20 protein-coding genes are annotated in these 17,753 nt (G+C 63.0%); 11 read left to right on the top strand and 9 right to left on the bottom strand.

The features are described from left to right. Positions 1-267 precede the first annotated feature (267 nt). The 4 genes from CXY73_RS21830 to CXY73_RS04360 all read right to left on the bottom strand — a co-directional run bounded on the left by CXY73_RS21830 (position 268) and on the right by CXY73_RS04360 (position 1,492). Complete coding sequence (locus CXY73_RS21830) at positions 268-432, bottom strand: hypothetical protein (protein ID WP_233198135.1); 165 nt, start codon at positions 430-432, stop codon at positions 268-270. Positions 433-467: 35 nt separating this feature from the next. Then, positions 468-665: a hypothetical protein gene (locus tag CXY73_RS04370; protein WP_104176957.1), complete on the bottom strand. Its 198-nt coding sequence runs from the start codon at positions 663-665 to the stop codon at positions 468-470. A gap of 10 nt (positions 666-675) precedes the next feature. Then, the gene (locus tag CXY73_RS04365) at positions 676-936 is read right to left on the bottom strand and encodes a glutaredoxin domain-containing protein (protein ID WP_104176956.1); all 261 of its coding nucleotides are present in this window, start codon (positions 934-936) and stop codon (positions 676-678) included. A 247-nt stretch (positions 937-1,183) separates the two neighbouring features. Continuing rightward, complete coding sequence (locus CXY73_RS04360) at positions 1,184-1,492, bottom strand: hypothetical protein (protein WP_104176955.1); 309 nt, start codon at positions 1,490-1,492, stop codon at positions 1,184-1,186. Positions 1,493-1,725: 233 nt separating this feature from the next. Between CXY73_RS04360 and mobC the strand changes: the two genes are divergently transcribed. The 4 genes from mobC (at position 1,726) to CXY73_RS21825 (ending at position 4,875) form a co-directional block, all read left to right on the top strand. Continuing rightward, a complete protein-coding gene (gene mobC, locus CXY73_RS04355; RefSeq protein WP_158254022.1) occupies positions 1,726-2,118 on the top strand; it encodes a plasmid mobilization relaxosome protein MobC in 393 nt (130 codons plus the stop codon). After that, positions 2,115-3,758 carry a relaxase/mobilization nuclease domain-containing protein gene (locus CXY73_RS04350; protein ID WP_104176953.1) on the top strand — a complete coding sequence of 548 codons (1,644 nt, stop codon included), beginning with the start codon at positions 2,115-2,117 and terminating at the stop codon, positions 3,756-3,758. Before mobC ends, CXY73_RS04350 begins: the two co-directional genes overlap by 4 nt. Positions 3,759-3,772: 14 nt before the next feature. Then, positions 3,773-4,645, top strand: a complete 873-nt coding sequence (locus CXY73_RS04345) for a hypothetical protein (protein WP_104176952.1) — start codon at positions 3,773-3,775, stop codon at positions 4,643-4,645. Between the two features lie 77 nt (positions 4,646-4,722). After that, positions 4,723-4,875 (top strand): Cys-every-fifth RiPP peptide CefA, encoded by a 153-nt coding sequence (locus tag CXY73_RS21825; RefSeq protein WP_199185287.1) that lies wholly within the window; start codon positions 4,723-4,725, stop codon positions 4,873-4,875. On the opposite strand, the gene CXY73_RS04340 is transcribed toward CXY73_RS21825, so the two are convergent. From CXY73_RS04340 to CXY73_RS04325, 4 genes are all read right to left on the bottom strand, one after another. After that, a complete protein-coding gene (locus CXY73_RS04340) occupies positions 4,853-5,779 on the bottom strand; it encodes a LysR family transcriptional regulator (RefSeq protein ID WP_199185286.1) in 927 nt (308 codons plus the stop codon). The genes CXY73_RS21825 and CXY73_RS04340 overlap by 23 nt on opposite strands. 191 nt (positions 5,780-5,970) lie before the next feature. Continuing rightward, on the bottom strand, positions 5,971-6,438 hold the full coding sequence (locus CXY73_RS04335; RefSeq protein WP_255411355.1) for an aldolase/citrate lyase family protein: 468 nt from the start codon (positions 6,436-6,438) through the stop codon (positions 5,971-5,973). Between the two features lie 214 nt (positions 6,439-6,652). Continuing rightward, complete coding sequence (locus tag CXY73_RS04330) at positions 6,653-7,141, bottom strand: MFS transporter (RefSeq protein ID WP_104176950.1); 489 nt, start codon at positions 7,139-7,141, stop codon at positions 6,653-6,655. 18 nt (positions 7,142-7,159) lie between these two features. Continuing rightward, a complete protein-coding gene (locus CXY73_RS04325; RefSeq protein WP_104176949.1) occupies positions 7,160-8,209 on the bottom strand; it encodes an Ldh family oxidoreductase in 1,050 nt (349 codons plus the stop codon). A 177-nt stretch (positions 8,210-8,386) separates the two neighbouring features. On the opposite strand from CXY73_RS04325, the gene CXY73_RS04320 reads away from it, so the two are divergent. The 7 genes from CXY73_RS04320 (at position 8,387) to CXY73_RS04290 (ending at position 16,504) form a co-directional block, all read left to right on the top strand. Beyond that, on the top strand, positions 8,387-9,529 hold the full coding sequence (locus CXY73_RS04320; RefSeq protein WP_104176948.1) for a 2-methylaconitate cis-trans isomerase PrpF family protein: 1,143 nt from the start codon (positions 8,387-8,389) through the stop codon (positions 9,527-9,529). Positions 9,530-9,589: 60 nt separating this feature from the next. After that, a complete protein-coding gene (locus tag CXY73_RS04315; protein ID WP_146071618.1) occupies positions 9,590-10,714 on the top strand; it encodes a tripartite tricarboxylate transporter substrate binding protein in 1,125 nt (374 codons plus the stop codon). Positions 10,715-10,845: 131 nt separating this feature from the next. Further along, entirely contained in the window at positions 10,846-12,828 is a 1,983-nt protein-coding gene (locus CXY73_RS04310; RefSeq protein ID WP_104176946.1) for a tripartite tricarboxylate transporter permease, read from the top strand. A 10-nt stretch (positions 12,829-12,838) separates the two neighbouring features. Further along, the gene (gene tcuA, locus CXY73_RS04305) at positions 12,839-14,365 is read left to right on the top strand and encodes an FAD-dependent tricarballylate dehydrogenase TcuA (protein WP_104176945.1); all 1,527 of its coding nucleotides are present in this window, start codon (positions 12,839-12,841) and stop codon (positions 14,363-14,365) included. Further along, positions 14,362-15,378, top strand: a complete 1,017-nt coding sequence (locus tag CXY73_RS04300) for an NAD(P)-dependent oxidoreductase (RefSeq protein WP_104176944.1) — start codon at positions 14,362-14,364, stop codon at positions 15,376-15,378. The genes tcuA and CXY73_RS04300 overlap by 4 nt, the downstream gene beginning before the upstream one ends. Before the next feature lie 17 nt (positions 15,379-15,395). Next, positions 15,396-15,977: an AbrB family transcriptional regulator gene (locus CXY73_RS04295; RefSeq protein WP_158254020.1), complete on the top strand. Its 582-nt coding sequence runs from the start codon at positions 15,396-15,398 to the stop codon at positions 15,975-15,977. Then, positions 15,974-16,504: an AbrB family transcriptional regulator gene (locus CXY73_RS04290; protein WP_104176942.1), complete on the top strand. Its 531-nt coding sequence runs from the start codon at positions 15,974-15,976 to the stop codon at positions 16,502-16,504. Before CXY73_RS04295 ends, CXY73_RS04290 begins: the two co-directional genes overlap by 4 nt. Positions 16,505-16,521: 17 nt before the next feature. On the opposite strand, the gene CXY73_RS04285 is transcribed toward CXY73_RS04290, so the two are convergent. Then, positions 16,522-17,655: an isocitrate/isopropylmalate dehydrogenase family protein gene (locus tag CXY73_RS04285; RefSeq protein ID WP_104176941.1), complete on the bottom strand. Its 1,134-nt coding sequence runs from the start codon at positions 17,653-17,655 to the stop codon at positions 16,522-16,524. Positions 17,656-17,753: the final 98 nt, after the last annotated feature.

The raw sequence follows: 17,753 nt of genomic DNA, 5'->3' as shown, positions 1-17,753 counted from the left end.
CACAGTCGGCATGCTTATCTGCGGCGATCGAAACGATCACACAGTCCGGTACGCGCTCGGTCGTTCGGGCTCTCCGATGGCGGTGTCCACGTATACATACGACTCCTTGCCACCTTCGGAGAAGAATGCGCTCCCCGATGCGGATGAGCTTGCAGCGGCTCTGGGGTGGGAGGGGGAAGCCCTGGGGCCGCACGATTAGCTATAAAGCTACGTGCGATGGACTTTGGCTCGGTGCTGAAGTGATCTGCCGCAATCAGGAGTATGGCTCTATGCCACGGCCCGTGACGCGCGCCAGCGCATGACGTCTGCCGTGTTGTAGCGCACGAGGCCCCAGCCGATGCCGTGGTACTTGGGTCCGGCGTTGCCGTGTCTCATAGTGCTGAGTTCCTCGAGTGAGATGCCCAGGGCATCGCTGGTTTGATCAGGTGTCATCAGGGGTGATGCTGGTGAGGTGCAAGTTGCTGTGATCATTTGGTTTGGTCCTTTGTGAGCGTGACGATGATGGTCGCGTAGTTGGTTCCGGTGACGGTGAGTGTGCTTGCGAGGGTGTAGCCGCGGCGGCCGTCGGCGCGCAGGTCGTCGAGGCGTTCGGCAATCTTTCGTGCGCGCGCCGCGTGCTGCAGGTCGCTGATGGGCAGGGTCGTCTGTAGGGTGCTGAATTCCATCGCGGGGCGCTTACTCGCTGGTGAGGGTGGGGTGGTTGCGCAGGGCCGTTATCTTGGCGATCCGGTCGGGTCGGAAGCCTGACCAGGACACCACGCGGGCGATGACGACGGGTGCTGAGGTGTAGCCGAACTGGTGCATCAGGTCGGTGGCTCGCGTATCGGTTGTGAGGTCAATCACGGTGTAGGGCAGGTTGGCGGCGTCGAGTGCTCGTACGGTCATTGTGCATTGCATACAGTTCGGCAGCGTGTAGACGGTGAGCGGTTCGATCATGGTGTGGTCCTTTCTATAACCCCATTGCCTTTTGGCGCACGCCGTTTTACAGCGTCAGGGGTGAATTGGCCAGGGACCGTGGAATACCGCATGGGAGCGCAGCGAGTGAGGATATGCCGCGAAAGCCCTTGCCAAGAGAGGAATGATGCGTACGATAAACAGCCGAAAAGGCAACGGAAGTTGCACGAACAAGCCCCGTCGAGCTGTGCTCGACGGGGCTTGTTTGTTACAGGTATAAAGCCGGAGGCTACACCTCGGCGTTTGGGGTCGTGACCGGGGCAGTGGTGCGTCGTTTGCGTGCTTTCGGGGTGGACTGACCGGGTGCTTTGACGCCGGTAGCGCGGAGGTCCTTCTCGCTCCATCCGGAGGCCAGGGCTGCAGTCCACGCGTGTTCGTGAGCGAGGGTCGCCAACTTCAGTTGCTGGTCTGCACTGTCGTACTCGTTGCCGGCATCGGCGAGTACTCGTACCGCTTCTACGCGGGCGTCCACGTTCGCTTCGATGATTGCCCGCGCTCGGGCGGCTGCATCTTCTGGTTTCACATTCGCATCGCTCATGTTCCCCAGATTACAGGTCTGGCACACGCCTCGGCCGAGTGCGCCTCAGCCTCATTCTACTGAAGCATCAAGAGCGGAAACGCTCCATACCGGCGGTGTCGATTTGGAGCAAGCTATACATTTACCGGTGGTAAATGGCTTTGAATTCTGGACGCCGCGCGCCGGAATTGGCATACTTGAGATATGTCCCCGGTTTTCGGGGTCGCTGCGCTGGGCCGGAGGAGGTGAACACGTTGACGGAGAAGAATGAGCGTCGTTTGTTTGGTCGTCAGCGCCGGGCGAATGTTGATGGTGGGCGAGAGAAGAGTTACCGGGTGTATGTGACGGCTGAGGAGGATGCTCAGTTGCGTGCTCGTGCGGTGGTTGCTGATGTGACGGTGCCGCGGTTGTTGTTTGAGTCGGCGATGAACGCGAATATTGAGACGACGACGGATCGTAAGGGTGTGATTGCGGAGTTGTTCATCGTGACGCGCCTGATGGCGAACGTCTCGAACAACGTCAATCAGTTGGCGAAGTTCGCCAATACGGAGGGCCAATTCCCGGACACGGCTGCCGCCGTTGCAGCTGAGTACCGTACGCTCGCCGTCAAGGTTGAGGACGTTATTGACAGGCTGGCCGAGTCATGATGCCGAACATTCGCCGGGGCGGCCAGATGGGCGGCCTGATGGTGTACCTGGCTGGGGGCGGTCGGCACAACGAGCATGAGGAACAGCACCTCGTTGCGGGTGATTCCGCGATCATGGCGCAGCATGGTTACAGCGTGTTGGACACCAACAGTGCTTTGGCGATTGCGCGGAGCCTGGACGCTCCACGTCGTGCGTTCGACGTTGAAGTCTTGCGAATGGTGAAGGATTCCGACCCTGTTACGGGCGCGGTGACAAGTAAACGTGTCGCCGGGGATGTGTGGCATTGCTCGCTGTCGTTGCGCGCCGAAGAGGGACAGCTCTCGGATGAGAAGTGGGGAACGATCGCAGAGGACTTCGCCGATCGGATGGGGTTTACCGAGAGCAGTGGAAAAGCCGCGTGCCGATGGGTTGCCGTCCGCCACGGACTGTCCACGAACGGCAACGATCACATTCACCTGGCTGTGTCTTTGGTGCGTGAGGACGGTACCAAAGCAACGACGCACAATGACTTCACGCGCGCCCAGGAGGTGTGTCGTGACCTTGAACGCGACTACGGACTCGAGGAGTTGGAGAGCCGCGGCCTGGGGCTCGGAGAGCGCGGCGTGAAGCCGGCCGAGCGCGAGCGTGCCGCGCGTTCGAGCTCCGTTGAAGTTGACGCTCACAAGATGGAGCGTTCTGTCCGGGCGGCGGCGACCGCCTCCGTTGACGAGGGTGAATTTGTTCGCCGGCTGCGCCGTGGCGGTGTGCTCATCCGGCCTCGCTACGCCGCCGGGCGTGATGACGTTGTAGCCGGCTACTCCGTAGCGGTGCGGCCCCCTGCTGGCGAGAAACCGATTTGGTATGGAGGTGGCCGGCTGGCTCGTGACCTCACGTTGCCCAGGCTCCGGGAAGGCTGGCCAGACAGCCCCCAGGCGGCACAAGGAGCTGTGGATGAATGGCGGGCCACGGCGAAGAACCCGTGGGAGTACCGACCTGTCGCACCGGGCCGGGAAGAGTCGACGCCGTCCCCGGAGATGTGGAAGCAATACAGCGACGAAATTGGGCAGCTGCGGAAGCAGCTCCGCGATGTTCCCGTGACGGATCGGGCTACGTGGGCGCACGTTGCCCGCGAGACCGCTGGCGCATTCGCCGCGTGGTCGCAGCGCGTTGAGACGACACCAGGACCCCTCGCGCAGACGTCCCGGGAGTTGGCCCGGTCGGCGCATCTTCGGGCGTACCAGTCGCGGCCAAAACCCGCTCAGCTGGGGTCGGCGTCGAACGCTGCCATGATTCTCATGCAGGCAGCCAGCGGTGATCAGGGCACGATGGCCGAGGCAATCATGCTCCGGCAGCTGGGCCGTGTCTCGGTGGCGATTCTTGACATGCACAGCTCGGTCGGTGATGCCCGCCGGGCCGAGCAAGTCACGATGATGTTGCGTAACCAGTTCGCCGCGGTCACCGATCGCCTGCCGGCTGTGCCGAGCAAGTCCGCACAGCCGGACTCACGCACACGACCCGCTGACGTTCCGGTCGTTATGCGACAGGCGACCGACGGGCTCGCGGCGCCGGGAACCGGTTCGCCGGTGCCAACCAAGCTGCAACCCACCAAACGCAAGACCCCCGCCACTCCGCGCGAGCGTGATGGGTTGGGCAGAGACTAGACGAAAGGAAGATCATGGCCGAAGAAACTGACGGTGTTGGAGAGACGTTCGACGATTCGCTGCGCATCGCACTGACCATTGCGTCACAGTTCGGAGAACGCATCGCCCGTCTGCGCGAGCAGCTGGCACGACAGCGCGAAGCGAGTGCAAGTCAGGAGGCGCGCGAGCTGGAAGCACGCTTTGAGGCTGAGCGTGGAGCCGCCCGGGCCAGCCTCGCCCCGGTCGCGCAACCTGAATGGTGGAACCAGGCCAGCCCTGAGGACATCGCCGGCGTGCATGAGACTGCCACCGCTTGGCGGGACGTCGATGATGTTGCTCGTGGCGCTGGCGATACCGTCAAGCACGAGGTGCAGGAACGCTACGGCATCGACATCGACTCCCCCGGAGCAGATCCCGCAGCTGTTGCTGCGGCACTGCGGGACGCTGAGCGCGACCGTGCCGATGCCGTTACCGAGCGGCAGCGAGCGGGCGACGACCTCACCGCGAGCCAGCTCCTCTTCGCCAACGCCGACCGTCACGAACGGGAGGCTCAGGAAGCGGCCGACCACGACTGGAATGCCAGCGACCTCGACGGAGTCGACAGTACCGATCTCAACAACCGTGACGAGGACAGCAAGCAGGTCGCCGACGTCACCGACCAGGCGCGCGTCGAGCGAGGTTCGGGGGAATTGGAATATGACAGTTCAGAGCGACGCGAACGATTCGCCGCGAGCCTTGAAGGCAAAGCAGACCAGAAGACCATCAACGCGCGAATCCTCGCAGACGGTGAAAACGCTAAGCACCCGCGCGAAGCAGTTATGTCTCAGTCGGGCAAGGCTGCCAAGCCACGCCGCAGTAGTAGTAAGAGTGGCGTGCAACAACGTGACCGTGGCGGGCTCTCACGATGACGTTTTCAGAGTGAGTCACCTTTGCAGTGTCACCGAATTTCCGCGTTACCAAGGCCTGCCGTTGCATCGTTTCGACCTTGTCCACCGCTGACGCCTGCACCGCTGACGCCTGCACCGCTGACGCCTGCACCGCTGACGCCTGCACCGCTGACGCCTGCACCGCTGACGCCCACGCTGCCTTCGAGTCCGCCGCCGTAGGCAAGGTGCTCATCCATGTGACGCGAGAGTGAGGTCGTCGGCCGCTTCGACGAGCATCGCTGTCATGGCGATTTCCGCGCCGGTCGGGTGGCTGTCCTTGACCCGCGCCAGCAGGATCCGCCGTCTGGGCACCACACCCGAGAGCGGAATGACCTGCACGTCGTTCCGGAGAACCGTGAGGGCGAGGCGAGGAACGAGGGAAACGCCGACTCCCACGGCCACCATGGCCTGGACCTCCTGGTAGTCATTGGCCTCGTACGCAACTTTGGGTTGAAAACCGACGTCATTGGCCGCGCGCACGATGACGTCAATCATCGGATGGTTCTCGGCACGTACGACCCAGGATTCGTCTAGCAGCTCTGAGATGGTGACCGTGTCCCGTGCGGCAAGCGGGTGTGTCGCGGAGACGACAAGGTCGGTCGGGTCGTCGAGAAGAAGTCGCACCTCCATGTCGGGCAGGTCCAGGCGCGACCATTCATAGTCCCACAGCAGGCTCATCGAGATCTCGCGGCTGTTGAGCATGCTGAGAAGCGCGGCGAGACGGAAGCTGCGAACGGTGAGATCAATCCCGGCGTGCTCGCTTCGGAACCGGCTGATGGCCAGCGGAAGCAGGGAAGACCCCGCCGTGGGAAAGGTGCCCATGCGCAGCGAGCCCGCACGGATCCCCGCAATGTCGTCCAGCGAGTATTGCAGGGATTTGAGCTGGCTGTGGATCTGCTCCGCATGCGCCAAGACCGCCTGCCCGGCATCAGTCAGCACGATTCCACGACTGTGCCTCTGGAGGAGAGGCTGCCCGGCTTCCAATTCAAGCTTGCGAATCTGCTGGGAGATCGCGGAGACTGAATACCCGACCGCCTGAGCTGCCCGCGTCATCGTGCCGTGCCGGGCAACGTTGGCAAACAGAAGGATACGTTCGACACTGGCGGTTGCGATCACGGGTTTAAGAGTAGCTTAACCTCTATTCCGAATGCTCTCGTGATGATTAAGCGTCGGCGCCCATGATGGCGTCCCGAGCAGCTCGGTAGGTGTCCGACAGCACTCCGGCTGCGAGTACATGATGAAGCGCGCGCCGAGGTCGATCCACTCGCGGGCATCAGTGGCCGTGTGTCGGTTAAGATTGGCCTTGGTTATGCCCCGAACCACCCTTCGGTCCTTGCTGCGGGGTGCGACTTCGTGCGACGTGTCGCGGATACCGGAGCCGTGGCGCGGGTTCTGGCTCCGTGGCCGAGCATGAGTACGTCGATTCCTTCAGCGATGATCACCTCGACGTTCTCCAGGCCCTGCGGTGTCTCCATCAGGCATACGGTGGCGATGCTGTCGTTGGACCACTCTAGGAATTTTCCGAACTCGTGCCTCTGGGTGCCGTGGCCCGAGGCCCGTGCGGTGGAGCAGAGCGTCCGGTCGCCCACCGGCGAATAGCGCAAGAGACGGAAGATCTTCCTGGCATCCTCTGCGGTCTCGATCATGGGCAGCGCGATGCCTCCGGCACCCGAAGGCGCGGACCATGCGGCCCGGGAACAACCGCGAGAGCATGGAGAACATTGACCGTGCGACCAGCAGCATCGTACTGACCAGCCGAGAGCCCGCGCGCTTATGACCGAGAGTGGGCATGTAGGTGAGGAAGATGTCCCAGCGAAGACATCACAATGCTTGTCGCAATCAGCGATTGCGGCAGGCCGGGGGTGCGGATGAGCACAGCCGCGATTCGCAGCATCCCTGGCGCACTTTCGAGGCGTTCCCGCACGGAACTTCTTATGAACGCCGACGGCAGGAGCATGACGACACTAATCCCACCGCACACCAGAAAGATCAGCTGGAGCGGAGGGGGGCGCAGAGCCACCGGGAAGGATCAGCAGAAGCGGACCGAGTGTCTGGCCGCGCGAGACCCCGAAGGCATCCATCCCGAAGACCGAATCGAACCGTCCTCGTGGTGTGGTGTTGGCGACCATAGACTGTTGTCCGATGAGCGAGGTGGCCCATGCCGAGCAGTGCAGTGGCCAGGATGAGCAGGACAATGGACGAGCCAGCGATGACGGCGAGGAGGGCCGTACCGATGCGGGAGGGCAGTCCGAGGACAAGCAGGAGTCGTTCCCCAAACCGGTCGAGTGCGTGGCCGGTCGGCAAGGCCAGGAGCAGCCCCGGGAAGGCAAAAACTGCCGAGATGATTCCCAAAATCGCCGGCGAAGCACCGGAATCCAGCACCGCGTACGGCAGTGTCGGCTGCAGGGCGAAGGTGATGATCTGAACCAGCACCGCGTGGCTGACGACGAGTACCAGAGTCCGGGGCAGGCAAATCATCGGTCCATCACGCGGGCGTCATTCTTCGTCGAGTCTGAATTCGACGCCCGCGGAGGCAGCCAGGTCACGCAGGTCTGCGAGAGTCTTCTCGGGCAGTGCAACTCCCGAGGTCTGCGCAGCTTCTTCCGCCCGTGCTTCGATCTCACCCGGGTAGTAGATCTCGGAGACGCCGTGTGCCAGCGGCACCGCCTTGGTGGATTCGATCAGGTCGTCGATGCCTGCCCCGAACACTGCATCGCCGACCATGGTGTCAATCTTGAGCGCGATGACGAGGTGGCCACAGCCGCTTTTCTGGTCTGCTATGTATGGGCCGGTGACCCCGGTGGCATAGGAGCTTCCCGTGAGCACACCGGAGAGGATGTCCATCATGAACGAGATGCCGTAGCCTTTGTGCTCGCCAACCGGGAGCATGATCCCGTCCAGCGCCGATTGTGGATCGGTGGTTGGTTGTCCGTCCTGGTCGATGGCCCACCCTAGTGGGATCCCCTGCTTCTTCTGCAGGGCGGAGTAGATCTTCCCGCGGGCGACGCTGGTGTTGGAGATGTCGAGGACGACCGGAGTGTGGCTTCCGCCCGGGGTCGCAATGGACCACGGGTTCGCGCCGACGGTTTTTTTCATGCCGCCCCACGGGGCCATGGCCGGAGAGCTGTTGGTGGTCAGAATGCCGACACAGCCGGCCCGGGTCATCCGCTTGGTCCAATACGCAGCGGTGCCGAAATGATTGCTGTTTCGCACGGCGACGACGCCCACACCGTGCACCCCCGCCCGGCGCACCGCTTCTTCGCAGGCGAGATTCGTGATGATCTGCCCGATCCCGTCCCGCCCGTCGAGAACGGCAAGGGCCCCGTTGTCTAGGACCGTCTGCGGCGCGGTGACGGAATTCATCGCTCCGGAGCGGAGCCGCGCGGCGTACCAGGGTAGCCGCAACATGCCGTGCGAGGCATGACCCCACATATCCGCGGTCACCAGGCTGTCGCTGACCAGGCGGGCGTCTGCTTCCGGAACGCCGAGCGCCACGAGAATCCGCGTTCCGAGGTCGACGAGGCGGGGTGCGTTGATTCCAGTCATATTGGCATCCTTGCACGATTTGAGGCGCGTTCAGGAACGGCTGTCGATATCCCTGGCGGCTTAAGCACACCTTAAGTTACCGTTCAGAACTCTGGACTTGCTTAAGCGTGACCAGAGGAGGAGCTTGGATACAGCCGTATACATTGTGACGGTCTGAGAAAGCCAAAGGGGACTTTCATGCGAATTCCAACTACTGTTATGCGCGGCGGGACTAGTCGGGCCCTGTTCTTTCACGAGAAGGATCTTCCGACCGACGGAACGGTTCGTGACGAATTCATCCTTTCCGCGTTCGGCAGTCCGGATCCCTACCGGCGCCAGATCGACGGCTTGGGCGGGGCGGTCTCCTCTACCAGCAAGGTTGCCATCATCGGCGACGGCGCGGCACACGGCGTTGACGTCACCTATGAATTCGGGCAGGTCGGCATCGACCAGGCGCTGATCGACCGTCGTGGCAATTGCGGGAACATCTCCTCTGCCGTGGGTCCGTTCGCGGTCGACGAGGGCCTAGTCACACCGACCGACCCGATCACGATCGTGAAGTTCCTGAACACAAACACGAACAAAGTGATTGTCGCCCACGTGCCGACGCGGAACGGCCGCTTCGACCCGATCGGCGATTTCGAATTGCCTGGAATCCCCGGCACTGGTTCCCGACTCCAGCTGGACTATCTGAACCCGGCGGGATCCGTCACCGGCAAGCTGCTGCCCAGTGGGAACGTGGTTGACGATTTATACGTGCCAGGGCTTGGAAAGATTCCCGTCTCCCTGGTCGATGCCGCGAACCCCCTTGTCTTTGTGCGCTGGGAAGACCTCGGACTCACGGGGCTAGAATTTCCGGTCGACCTCGATGCTGACGTCGAACTCCGCAAGCGGATCGAATCGATCCGTGCGCACGCATCCGTGCTGGCCGGTATCGCGGAAACCGTCGAAGACGCGACACGACTCGCACCGTCGGTTCCCAAGCTCTCCATTGTGGGGGCGCCACGCGACTACACCACGACGGATGGAACGAAGATTGCGTCCGGCGAGATGAGTGTGCGTGCTGCCATGATGTCGATGGGGTATCTGCATCCGTCCTATCCGCTTACCGGCGCCATAGCGACGGCCGTGGCAGCGAACATCCCCGGAACCCTCGTTCACGATGTAGCAGTCACCAATGGGGACCAGGTCGTCATCGGCCACCCGTCAGGACTTCTGCCCATGTCCGTCGACATCGAGCAGGAGGGCTCCGGCTGGAAAGTTAACAGCGTTTCCGGCTTCCGAACCTCACGCCGTCTGATGGAGGGGCACGTGCTGGTGCCTGATGAACGACTCCACTAGGCAAACCCTGGTCATGATCAATCGGTCATGACTACTGCACCGTATAAGGGGAGAACGAACGTGAAGATTAAGTCAGTAAAACGCGCAGCGTTCATGGCTGTCGGGGTTGTGACCGCACTTGCACTCGCAGCGTGCTCAACCCCCCAACAGGGCGGTGGAGGTGGCGATACCAACGCCGACGCGAAAGTGCCATCGTCGATCAAATTGATCGTTCCATTCGCTGCCGGTGGTGGAACCGACGTCTGGGCTAGGTTCATTACGCCATACCTGCAGGAGCAAGTCGAGGGCACGCCCAAGGTTGTTGTGGAGAACGTCGAGGGCGGCGAGTCGATCACCGGTGCGAATGCGTTCGTCCGCGATACCGGCACGGCCGGGGACCAGCTCCTGGTCACCTCCGGAAGCACGTATCTGCCGGCCCTTTTGAACCGCAAAGAAGTTGAATACGACTTCACCACGCTGATCCCGATCATGGTGAATGGAACCGGCGGAGCCGTATACGTATCGCCCGATACCGGCATTACTAAGGCCGCGGACCTGGCCGGCTATGACAAGACGCTCGTTTACGGCGGCATCAGTGCGACCGGTAACGACCTCGTGGCACTCCTGGCGATGGACGTCCTCAGCATTGACATCGACGCGACCTTCGGGTTCGAAGGCCGTGGTCCGGCCCGGCTTGCCCTCGAGCGCGGCGAGATCAACCTGGACTACCAGACGACATCCGCCTATCTCACGCAGGTCGAGCCGATGGTCGCGGACAAGAAAGCAGTGCCGCTGTTCTCGTTCGGTGTTCCCGAGGGTGACAAGATCGTTCGCGATCCCGCTCTGCCTGACCTGCCCACACTGGAAGAAGTATACGAAACCGTGAACGGCGCAGCTCCTGAGGGAGACGCGTACGACGCCTACCGTGCCTTCCTTTCGGCCGCGTATTTCTATCAGAAGGGCATCTGGGCCCACGAAGGCACCCCAGATTCGATCGTGAAGGCGTACCGCGACGCTTCGGAAAAAATTGCCAACGACAAGGACTTCGTGAGCAAGAGCGAGGAATTCCTCGGCGGCTATCCGCTGATCTCTGGTGAGGAAGCGGCCACAGCCCTCGCGGACGCGTTTGCCATCACCGATGATGTTCGCAAATACACGTTGGATTTGCTCGCCGACAAATACGACGTCACGATCGAGGCCAAGTAACACAGTCACGAAGTAGAAGCGCAAGGACGTAACAACGTAACGACTGCGTGGCCGTTGCCTGGCCCAGGGAGAATCCCTAGGCCAGGCAACGGCCGCCGACTTCATCCACCACCTAGCAAGGACGCTTCTCAATGGACGCTGCTTTCGCCGCACTTGGATCCTTTCTGGATCCATCGATGCTGCTCTTCCTCATGATCGGAGTGATCGCCGGACTGGTGGTCGGGGTCATCCCCGGACTTGGCGGCACCGCTGCGGTCGCGATCCTGCTTCCCTTCATCTTCGTGCTTGACACCGGTCCAGCCATGGCCCTCATCATCGGCGCGGTCGCCGTCGTGCACCACTCCGACGCGATCGCCTCCATCCTGATGGGGATACCGGGCTCGTCGGCGGCGGCAGTCCTGCTGCTCGACGGCCATGAGATGGCCAAACAGGGAAAGGGCGCCAAAGCCCTTTCGTTAGCGTTCATGTCATCCATGGCCGGCGGGCTGCTCGGCGCCATCGGACTGACCATCTCTATTCCCCTCGCGCGGCCCCTGGTCTTGCTCTTCGGGTCACCGGAGATCTTCATGCTCACAGTGCTCGGCATCTCCCTCACCGCCTTGCTATCCAAGGGCAACCTGCTGAAGGGCCTCATCGCCGGTGCCTTCGGCGTGCTGCTGGGCCAGATCGGCGCCGCGCCCGCATCACCGGACTACCGGTTCACGTTCGGAAACCTGTGGCTTTCAAACGGCATCGACCTCGTGGCGGTCGCCTTGGCCATCTTCGGCATCGCCGAGGTCATCTCCCTCGTGGCACGCAAGCGAGCCATCGCAACCGTCAACACCCTGGGCACCGGTTGGGGCGAGGGGGTTCGGGAGTTCTTCCACCACTGGACCCACGTACTCCGGGGTGCGCTGATCGGAATCTGGGCCGGTGTCCTGCCCGGCGTCGGTGCGACGGCCGGAACCTGGATGGCCTACGGCCAGGCACAGGCCACAGCGAAGGGTGAGAGCAAGCGCAAATTCGGCAAGGGCGATCCGCGAGGCATCATCGCCCCCGAGTCCGCCGCCAACTCGGTCGAGGCCGGCGACCTGATCCCGACGCTCCTGTTTGGAATTCCCGGCGGCGCTCCCTCCGCCTTGCTGCTGGGTGCCCTCCTGATGTTCGGGATCGAGCCCGGCCCCCGAATCATCACCGATCACCTCGATGTGATCTATGTGATTATCTGGTCGTTCGCCATTGCGAGCGTGCTCGGTTCCCTGCTCTGTTTCGTCATCGCCAAGCCGCTGTCCAAGCTCTCGTTCGTCCCGTTCCCCCTCCTGGCCGCTGGCCTGATCCCGATCCTGTTCATCGCCGGTTTCCAGGGTGCCAAGCAACTCCAAATCATCCCGCTCATGCTCGTGCTCGGCGTCGTCGGCTGGTTGATGAAGGCGTTCAACTTTCCACGGGCGCCCTTCCTGATCGGTTTCGTGCTTAGCATCCCGCTGGAGCGCTACTACTACCTCACCGACAACCTCTATGAGTTCTCGGAGTGGGCCGTTCGCCCCGGGGTACTTGTCATGGCCGCAATCCTGGTTCTGCCGTTGGTGTTCGCGGCGATCCGATGGATCCGGGCGAAGAGAAACCCGCAGCGGATTGAAACCTTCGACGATGACGAGGCTGAGGTCGACGAAGACCAGGGACCCCGCAGATGGTCCGCCATCGTGTCCGCCGCATTCTTCGTGCTGTTCGTCGGCGCCTTCATCCTGGCGCAGGACTTCGCGGAAGCCGCACAGTTGATGCCCAACGTGATCACGGTCCTGGGAGCTGCCCTCTCCCTGGCCGGTTTCCTGGTGGACCTTCGCAAGTGGAAGAAGGAGGGCCCGGCTTCGGAAGCCGCAGCCGCAGGATGGCGGCACACGATGCGAGTGATCGCGATGTCCATCCTGTGGCTGCTCGCGTTCGTCGTGCTCATCTACATCTTCGGCGTTGTCGTGGCCACCGCGATCTACGTTCCATTGTTCCTCTGGCGCGTTGCGCGGGCCAGAGTCCGGGCGCTCATCATCTATCCGATCGTCGTCGTTGCCATTCTGCTCGTGGCGCAGCAATACGTCGGCATCGTTCTTCCTAACGGCTACATGAATCTCGGAATCTAGGAGTTTGACTATGAGTGAACGCACAACTGTGGAATCCGGCTCCCGGATTCACGACCAGTACGACGTCGTGGTGGTGGGAGCAGGCAATGCCGGTCTGGTGGCGGCATTGGCTGCAAACGACGACGGGGCCCGGGTACTGGTACTCGAAGCCGCGCCGGAGGCGGAACGGGGCGGCAATAGTCGCTTCAGCGGCGGAATCTTTCGCTGCGCGCACAATGGCATGGAATCCCTGCTGCCGCTGATCACGAAAGAGTCGGCCCGCTGGGCAGACCGAGTCTCCGTCGCCCCCTACCCGGCCGAGGTCTACAAGGCCGAATACGACCAGTCCAGCCTGGGTCGAAACGACGAGGGGCTGACGGCTCGGGTCATTGATGAGTCCTACGAGACCGTGCAGTGGATGGCTGACCACGGCGTGCGCTGGGAGTTGACCGTCGGCAAGCTGATCGACCCGGACAAGATCCCCGAGGGAGAGGTCTACGCTCTGCCACCGGGGGGCGCCCTGCGTGCAGCCGACGAAGGCGTTGGCCTCATCGACGATCTCTTCGCGGCGGTCGAGAAAGCAAACATCGATGTCTGGTACGACTCCCCGGTTTCCGAACTCCTGATGGAGGGTTCCACCTGTCGCGGGGTCGTCATCCAGGGAACATCGGGCTTCAGCGAAGTCCACGCCGTCACAGTGCTGGCTGCCGGTGGGTTCGAGGCAAACTCGGAGATGCGCCAGCGCTGGCTCGGGCCGGGATGGGACCTCGTCAAGGTTCGCGGAACCCGCTTCAACATGGGAGCGGTCCTGAACGCTGCGATGGAGGCCGGAGCGAAGCCGGTCGGCCACTGGGGCGGCTGCCACGCCGTTCCGATTGATGCCAGCGCCCCGGATGTTGGCGACTTGCGTGTGACCGACAAGATGAGCCGCTACAGCTATCCGTACGCACTGCTGCTCAACTCGGACTGCGAACGCTTCGTCGACGAAGGAGAGAAGCACGTCTGGCTAACGTACGCGAAGACCGGCGCAGCAATTCGCGGACAGACGGGGGCCTGGGCCTTCCAGCTCTTCGACGCCAAGACCTCCCACCTGCTCGAACCGCGCTATTCGACCGGCACCCCAATCGTGGCCGACGACCTGCCTACCCTCGCGGGATTGCTCGGCGTCAGCCCCGCCGCCCTGGTCGACACGGTGAACGCGTTCAATGCGGCGTGCGGCGACGGTGAATTTGATCCGTTTAGCATGGACGGTCTCAGTGCCGCCCCCGCCGGCCAGCCGGTGAAATCCAACTGGGCGCAGAAAATTGATACCGCACCGTACGTCGTGTACCCCGTCACCTGCGGGATCACCTTCACCTACGGTGGTCTGGACGTGGATGACACCGCGCGGGTCAAGGACGTGGCCGACCGTGTCATGCCCGGCCTACACGCAACGGGAGAGTTGACCGGCGGATTCTTTTACCACAACTATCCGGCCGGGGCCGGACTGGTTCGGGGTGCGGTGTTCGGGCGACTTGCCGGCGCCGGGGCCGCGGCCGAAGCGCTGGCAGCCTCATGAGAGCGACATCGCTGCTCATCATCGATGACAAGGAAGGACTGATCTCGCGGTCGCCCGGCGTCCGGCAGATGCGGGAGCTTGCGGATGTCCGAATCCTCGAGGGGTCACTTGACCAGGTGACCGACGCCGACCTGGTCGGCGTGCAGGTGCTCATGGCGGTTCGGGAACGGACACGCCTGGACGCCGCCACGCTGGCACGGCTCCCCTCGTTGGAACTCATCCTGCAGACCGGTGGGCACGCCTATCACTTGGATGCCGAGTATGCAGCGGTACACGGCATTCCGGTGAGCCTTGGACGACGGGCGCTCGGCCCCAAGGCAGCTATTCCCGAGCTCACGTTCGCGCTCGCGGTTGCCGCGCTGCGCATGATTCCGGCGGCGCACCAGTCGATGGTCGCCGGGCAGTGGCGGCCGTTCATGGGACGCACCCTCGGCGGCCGAACGCTGGGCATCCTCGGCTACGGGCGCCATGGCACCAACGTCGCTCGCATCGCAAAGGCGTATGGGATGAAGGTCCTGGTGTGGCAACGTGCCGAAGGCGGGCCAGTGCAGGGCGACGTGGAACGCGTAGGGCTTGATGAACTTCTGGCCGAAAGCGATGTCGTGAGCATCCACCTTAAGCTCAGCGATGAATCGCGGGAGCTTCTGGACGCCAAACGGCTGGCCCAGATGAAGCCGGGATCGATCCTGGTCAACACGTCACGGGGGACGATCGTCGACGAGGATGCCCTCATCGCGGCGTTGCAGACTGGGCCGCTTTCCGCGGCAGCACTTGACGTGTTCACGCACGAGCCGTTGGCAGGTGATTCTCCGCTTCGCATGCTGCCCAATGTTGTTCTCACCCCGCACATCGGCTGGACTGTCGAAGAAGTCCTCACCGAATTCGCCGATATCGCGGCCGATCAGCTAGAACAGTATCTGGCTGGAACGCTCGACCGGGGCGAACTGCTCGATGGAACCGTCGTCATCCGTGAATCGGCACACGGCGGTCTCGCAGGAGGGACCCGGCACTAGAGGGGCATTCATCAATCGTGACTCCAGAGCCGAGTGGAACCAATTGGCCGCGCCGAAGACAGATCCTGCTCAGTACGCTCCTCCTGCTGGCGGGAGGATTCAGCGGAGCGATCCTGCTGAGCGTATTGCACGTGCCTGCCGGTGCGTTGATCGGGTCCGTGCTCGGCGCGATGGCCATGAGCAAGGTGTCCGATTCCCTCTCGCACCGGCGATCAGGACGTGTCGCCCGGGCTTACCTGCGCCGTCTTCCGGGATCAGTTCGTGTCATCGGCCAGGTGCTCCTCGGAGTCCTGGCTGGCGCACGACTGAACGAGGAGACCCTGGTGACCCTGCTCCGCTCGCTACTGCCGGTCATCATTGCGGTCGTCTTCATCCTCGCGTTGTCCATGCTCCTAGCCCGGTACCTGTTCACCCGCCACGGCGTGGATCCTTTGACGGCGGTCATGTCAGCGGCACCCGGTGGAATCAGTGAATTGGCGATTACGGCCCAGCGGCAGGGGGCCGTAATGCACGTCGTCCTGGCCATTCACCTCTTCCGCGTGCTGGTCGTGGTGCTGCTCGTCTTGCCGATCCTGCTTCATATTCTGAAAACGCTATGAGCATCCAACTGCTTGTGCTCATTGCCAGCGGCGCCGCGGGGGCGGCCATCGGTCGCCTGCTGAAGTTGCCGATGTGGCCGATCACCGGAGCTCTGCTCGGGTCGGCTGCTGCGAACATCATTCAGGCCAGCGCCGTCACGATGCCCTTCGGGCTGAGTTTCTTCGCTCAGGTTCTGGTAGGGACCGCCGTCGGCGCGTCGGTGCTGCCCGGCTTCCTGAAAGCGCTCGGCGCGCTGATCCTGCCCGCCATCGTCGTGGTACTGACCCTAGTGGTGGCAGGCGTCAGCAGCGCCATTGTCATGAGCTACTTCCATCTCATCGGCCCCGCTGAGTCGCTGCTCGGTATGGTGCCAGGGGGAGTCGGGGAAATGGTGGCCGCCTCGTCGGCGCTCGGCGCCGACAGCGCGCTGGTCGCCGGCGTCCACGTCATCCGGTTGCTGATCACACTGTGGATGCTTCCGTTCCTCGTGCGCTGGGCCTCACGATGGAAGCGCCCAGGCGCACCGGCCCGTGACGCGCCCGGATGAACCGGGACCGGAGGTGCCTAGGCAGTGAGCCGCTCCACGACCGCCTCGGTCACGGCTTCAGTGCCGTTGGCCGGGCCGCCGGACGGGAGGACCCGGATGCTTCCGTCGGCAAAGGCACGCTCGACCGCGGTGGTGATCAGGCGCGCGCTGCCCTCCTGCCCGCAGTGCTGCAAGAGCATGGCGCCGCTGAGAATTTGGGATATCGGATTTGCCAGGTTGCGGCCGGCGATTGTCGGGGCGGTGCCGTGGATCGGTTCGAAGTAGGCTGCGTCGATTCCGATGTTGCCGGAGGGGCACATGCCCAGCCCGCCGACGGTGCCGGCCCCGAGATCGCTGAGAATGTCGCCGAGGAAGTTCTCCATCACGAGCACGTCGAAACGATCGGGCTCAACCACGAGGGCGTGCGCCGCGGCATCCGCATAGATGTGGTCCGCCTCGATATGCGGGTACTCGGCGGCGACCTCGTCGAAGACCTCACGGAACAAGGCGAAGCTTCGAAGCACGTTGCTCTTGTCTACGCAGGTGACCCGCCGCACGCCGTCGCGCGGCGCCCCGGTGCGGTGCGTCGCCTTCTCGAACGCGAACCGGGCGATCCGTTCGGTACCCGCGCGGGTGATGAGCATTTGGTCGACCGCGGCGTGGTAATTGCGCACACCGGCCCCTCGGGAAAGGTACAATCCCTCTGTGTTTTCACGAATGATCACGTAATCGATGGAGCCAGGCTCGGCGCGGGTCGCCGCAGCGACACCGGGGAGGAGCCTGATCGGCCTGACATTGGCAAAGGTGTCAAGTCCGATCCGAAGCAGGCCGCCCAGCAGGCCAGCCTCCGTCCCGTCGGGCTTCCGAACCTCGGGAAGTCCGACGGGACCCTTGAGGACGCCGTCTGCCCTGCGGAGCCTGTCAAGGGCGCCGGGAAGAAGGGCAGCGCCGGTTTCCTGATACAGCGCGGCACCGCCGCGTTCCTCGTTCAGAACGAGCTCGACCCCTTTGATGGCACAGGCAGACTCCATCACAGTGAGAGCGCTCTTCACCAGCTCCGGGCCGATGCCATCGCCCGCGAGGGCAGTGAGGTTCACCACCTGTGGCGAGTCTGCTGCGTCGGTCGAATGGTTTGCCTCGGTGAGGTGGCGCTCAGCGTTGTCGCGGCTCATGGTTCACTCCAGGTTCACTATCCGTTGCCCGCTCTGTGCGGAGAATCCGCGCGGATGCCAGCGAAGATCAGGCGGGAAGACCGACTATTGAACTTCTG

It is taken from the genome of Cryobacterium sp. Y50 (genome assembly GCF_002929805.1).
Lineage (GTDB): Bacteria > Actinomycetota > Actinomycetes > Actinomycetales > Microbacteriaceae > Cryobacterium.
Note: the sequence above shows the minus strand (reverse complement) of the source record. Positions and strands in the feature narration are given on the sequence as shown.

Coding starts and splice junctions, on each gene's coding strand:
- CXY73_RS04350 (WP_104176953.1), top strand. CDS start 2,115: ATGATGCCGAACATTCGCCGGGGCGGCCAGATGGGCGGCCTGATGGTG.
- CXY73_RS04290 (WP_104176942.1), top strand. CDS start 15,974: ATGAGCATCCAACTGCTTGTGCTCATTGCCAGCGGCGCCGCGGGGGCG.
- CXY73_RS04325 (WP_104176949.1), bottom strand. CDS start 8,209: ATGACTGGAATCAACGCACCCCGCCTCGTCGACCTCGGAACGCGGATT.
- CXY73_RS04285 (WP_104176941.1), bottom strand. CDS start 17,655: ATGAGCCGCGACAACGCTGAGCGCCACCTCACCGAGGCAAACCATTCG.
- CXY73_RS04300 (WP_104176944.1), top strand. CDS start 14,362: ATGAGAGCGACATCGCTGCTCATCATCGATGACAAGGAAGGACTGATC.
- CXY73_RS21830 (WP_233198135.1), bottom strand. CDS start 432: ATGACACCTGATCAAACCAGCGATGCCCTGGGCATCTCACTCGAGGAA.
- CXY73_RS04310 (WP_104176946.1), top strand. CDS start 10,846: ATGGACGCTGCTTTCGCCGCACTTGGATCCTTTCTGGATCCATCGATG.
- CXY73_RS04330 (WP_104176950.1), bottom strand. CDS start 7,141: ATGATTTGCCTGCCCCGGACTCTGGTACTCGTCGTCAGCCACGCGGTG.
- CXY73_RS04345 (WP_104176952.1), top strand. CDS start 3,773: ATGGCCGAAGAAACTGACGGTGTTGGAGAGACGTTCGACGATTCGCTG.
- CXY73_RS04360 (WP_104176955.1), bottom strand. CDS start 1,492: ATGAGCGATGCGAATGTGAAACCAGAAGATGCAGCCGCCCGAGCGCGG.
- CXY73_RS04370 (WP_104176957.1), bottom strand. CDS start 665: ATGGAATTCAGCACCCTACAGACGACCCTGCCCATCAGCGACCTGCAG.
- CXY73_RS04320 (WP_104176948.1), top strand. CDS start 8,387: ATGCGAATTCCAACTACTGTTATGCGCGGCGGGACTAGTCGGGCCCTG.
- tcuA (WP_104176945.1), top strand. CDS start 12,839: ATGAGTGAACGCACAACTGTGGAATCCGGCTCCCGGATTCACGACCAG.
- CXY73_RS04365 (WP_104176956.1), bottom strand. CDS start 936: ATGATCGAACCGCTCACCGTCTACACGCTGCCGAACTGTATGCAATGC.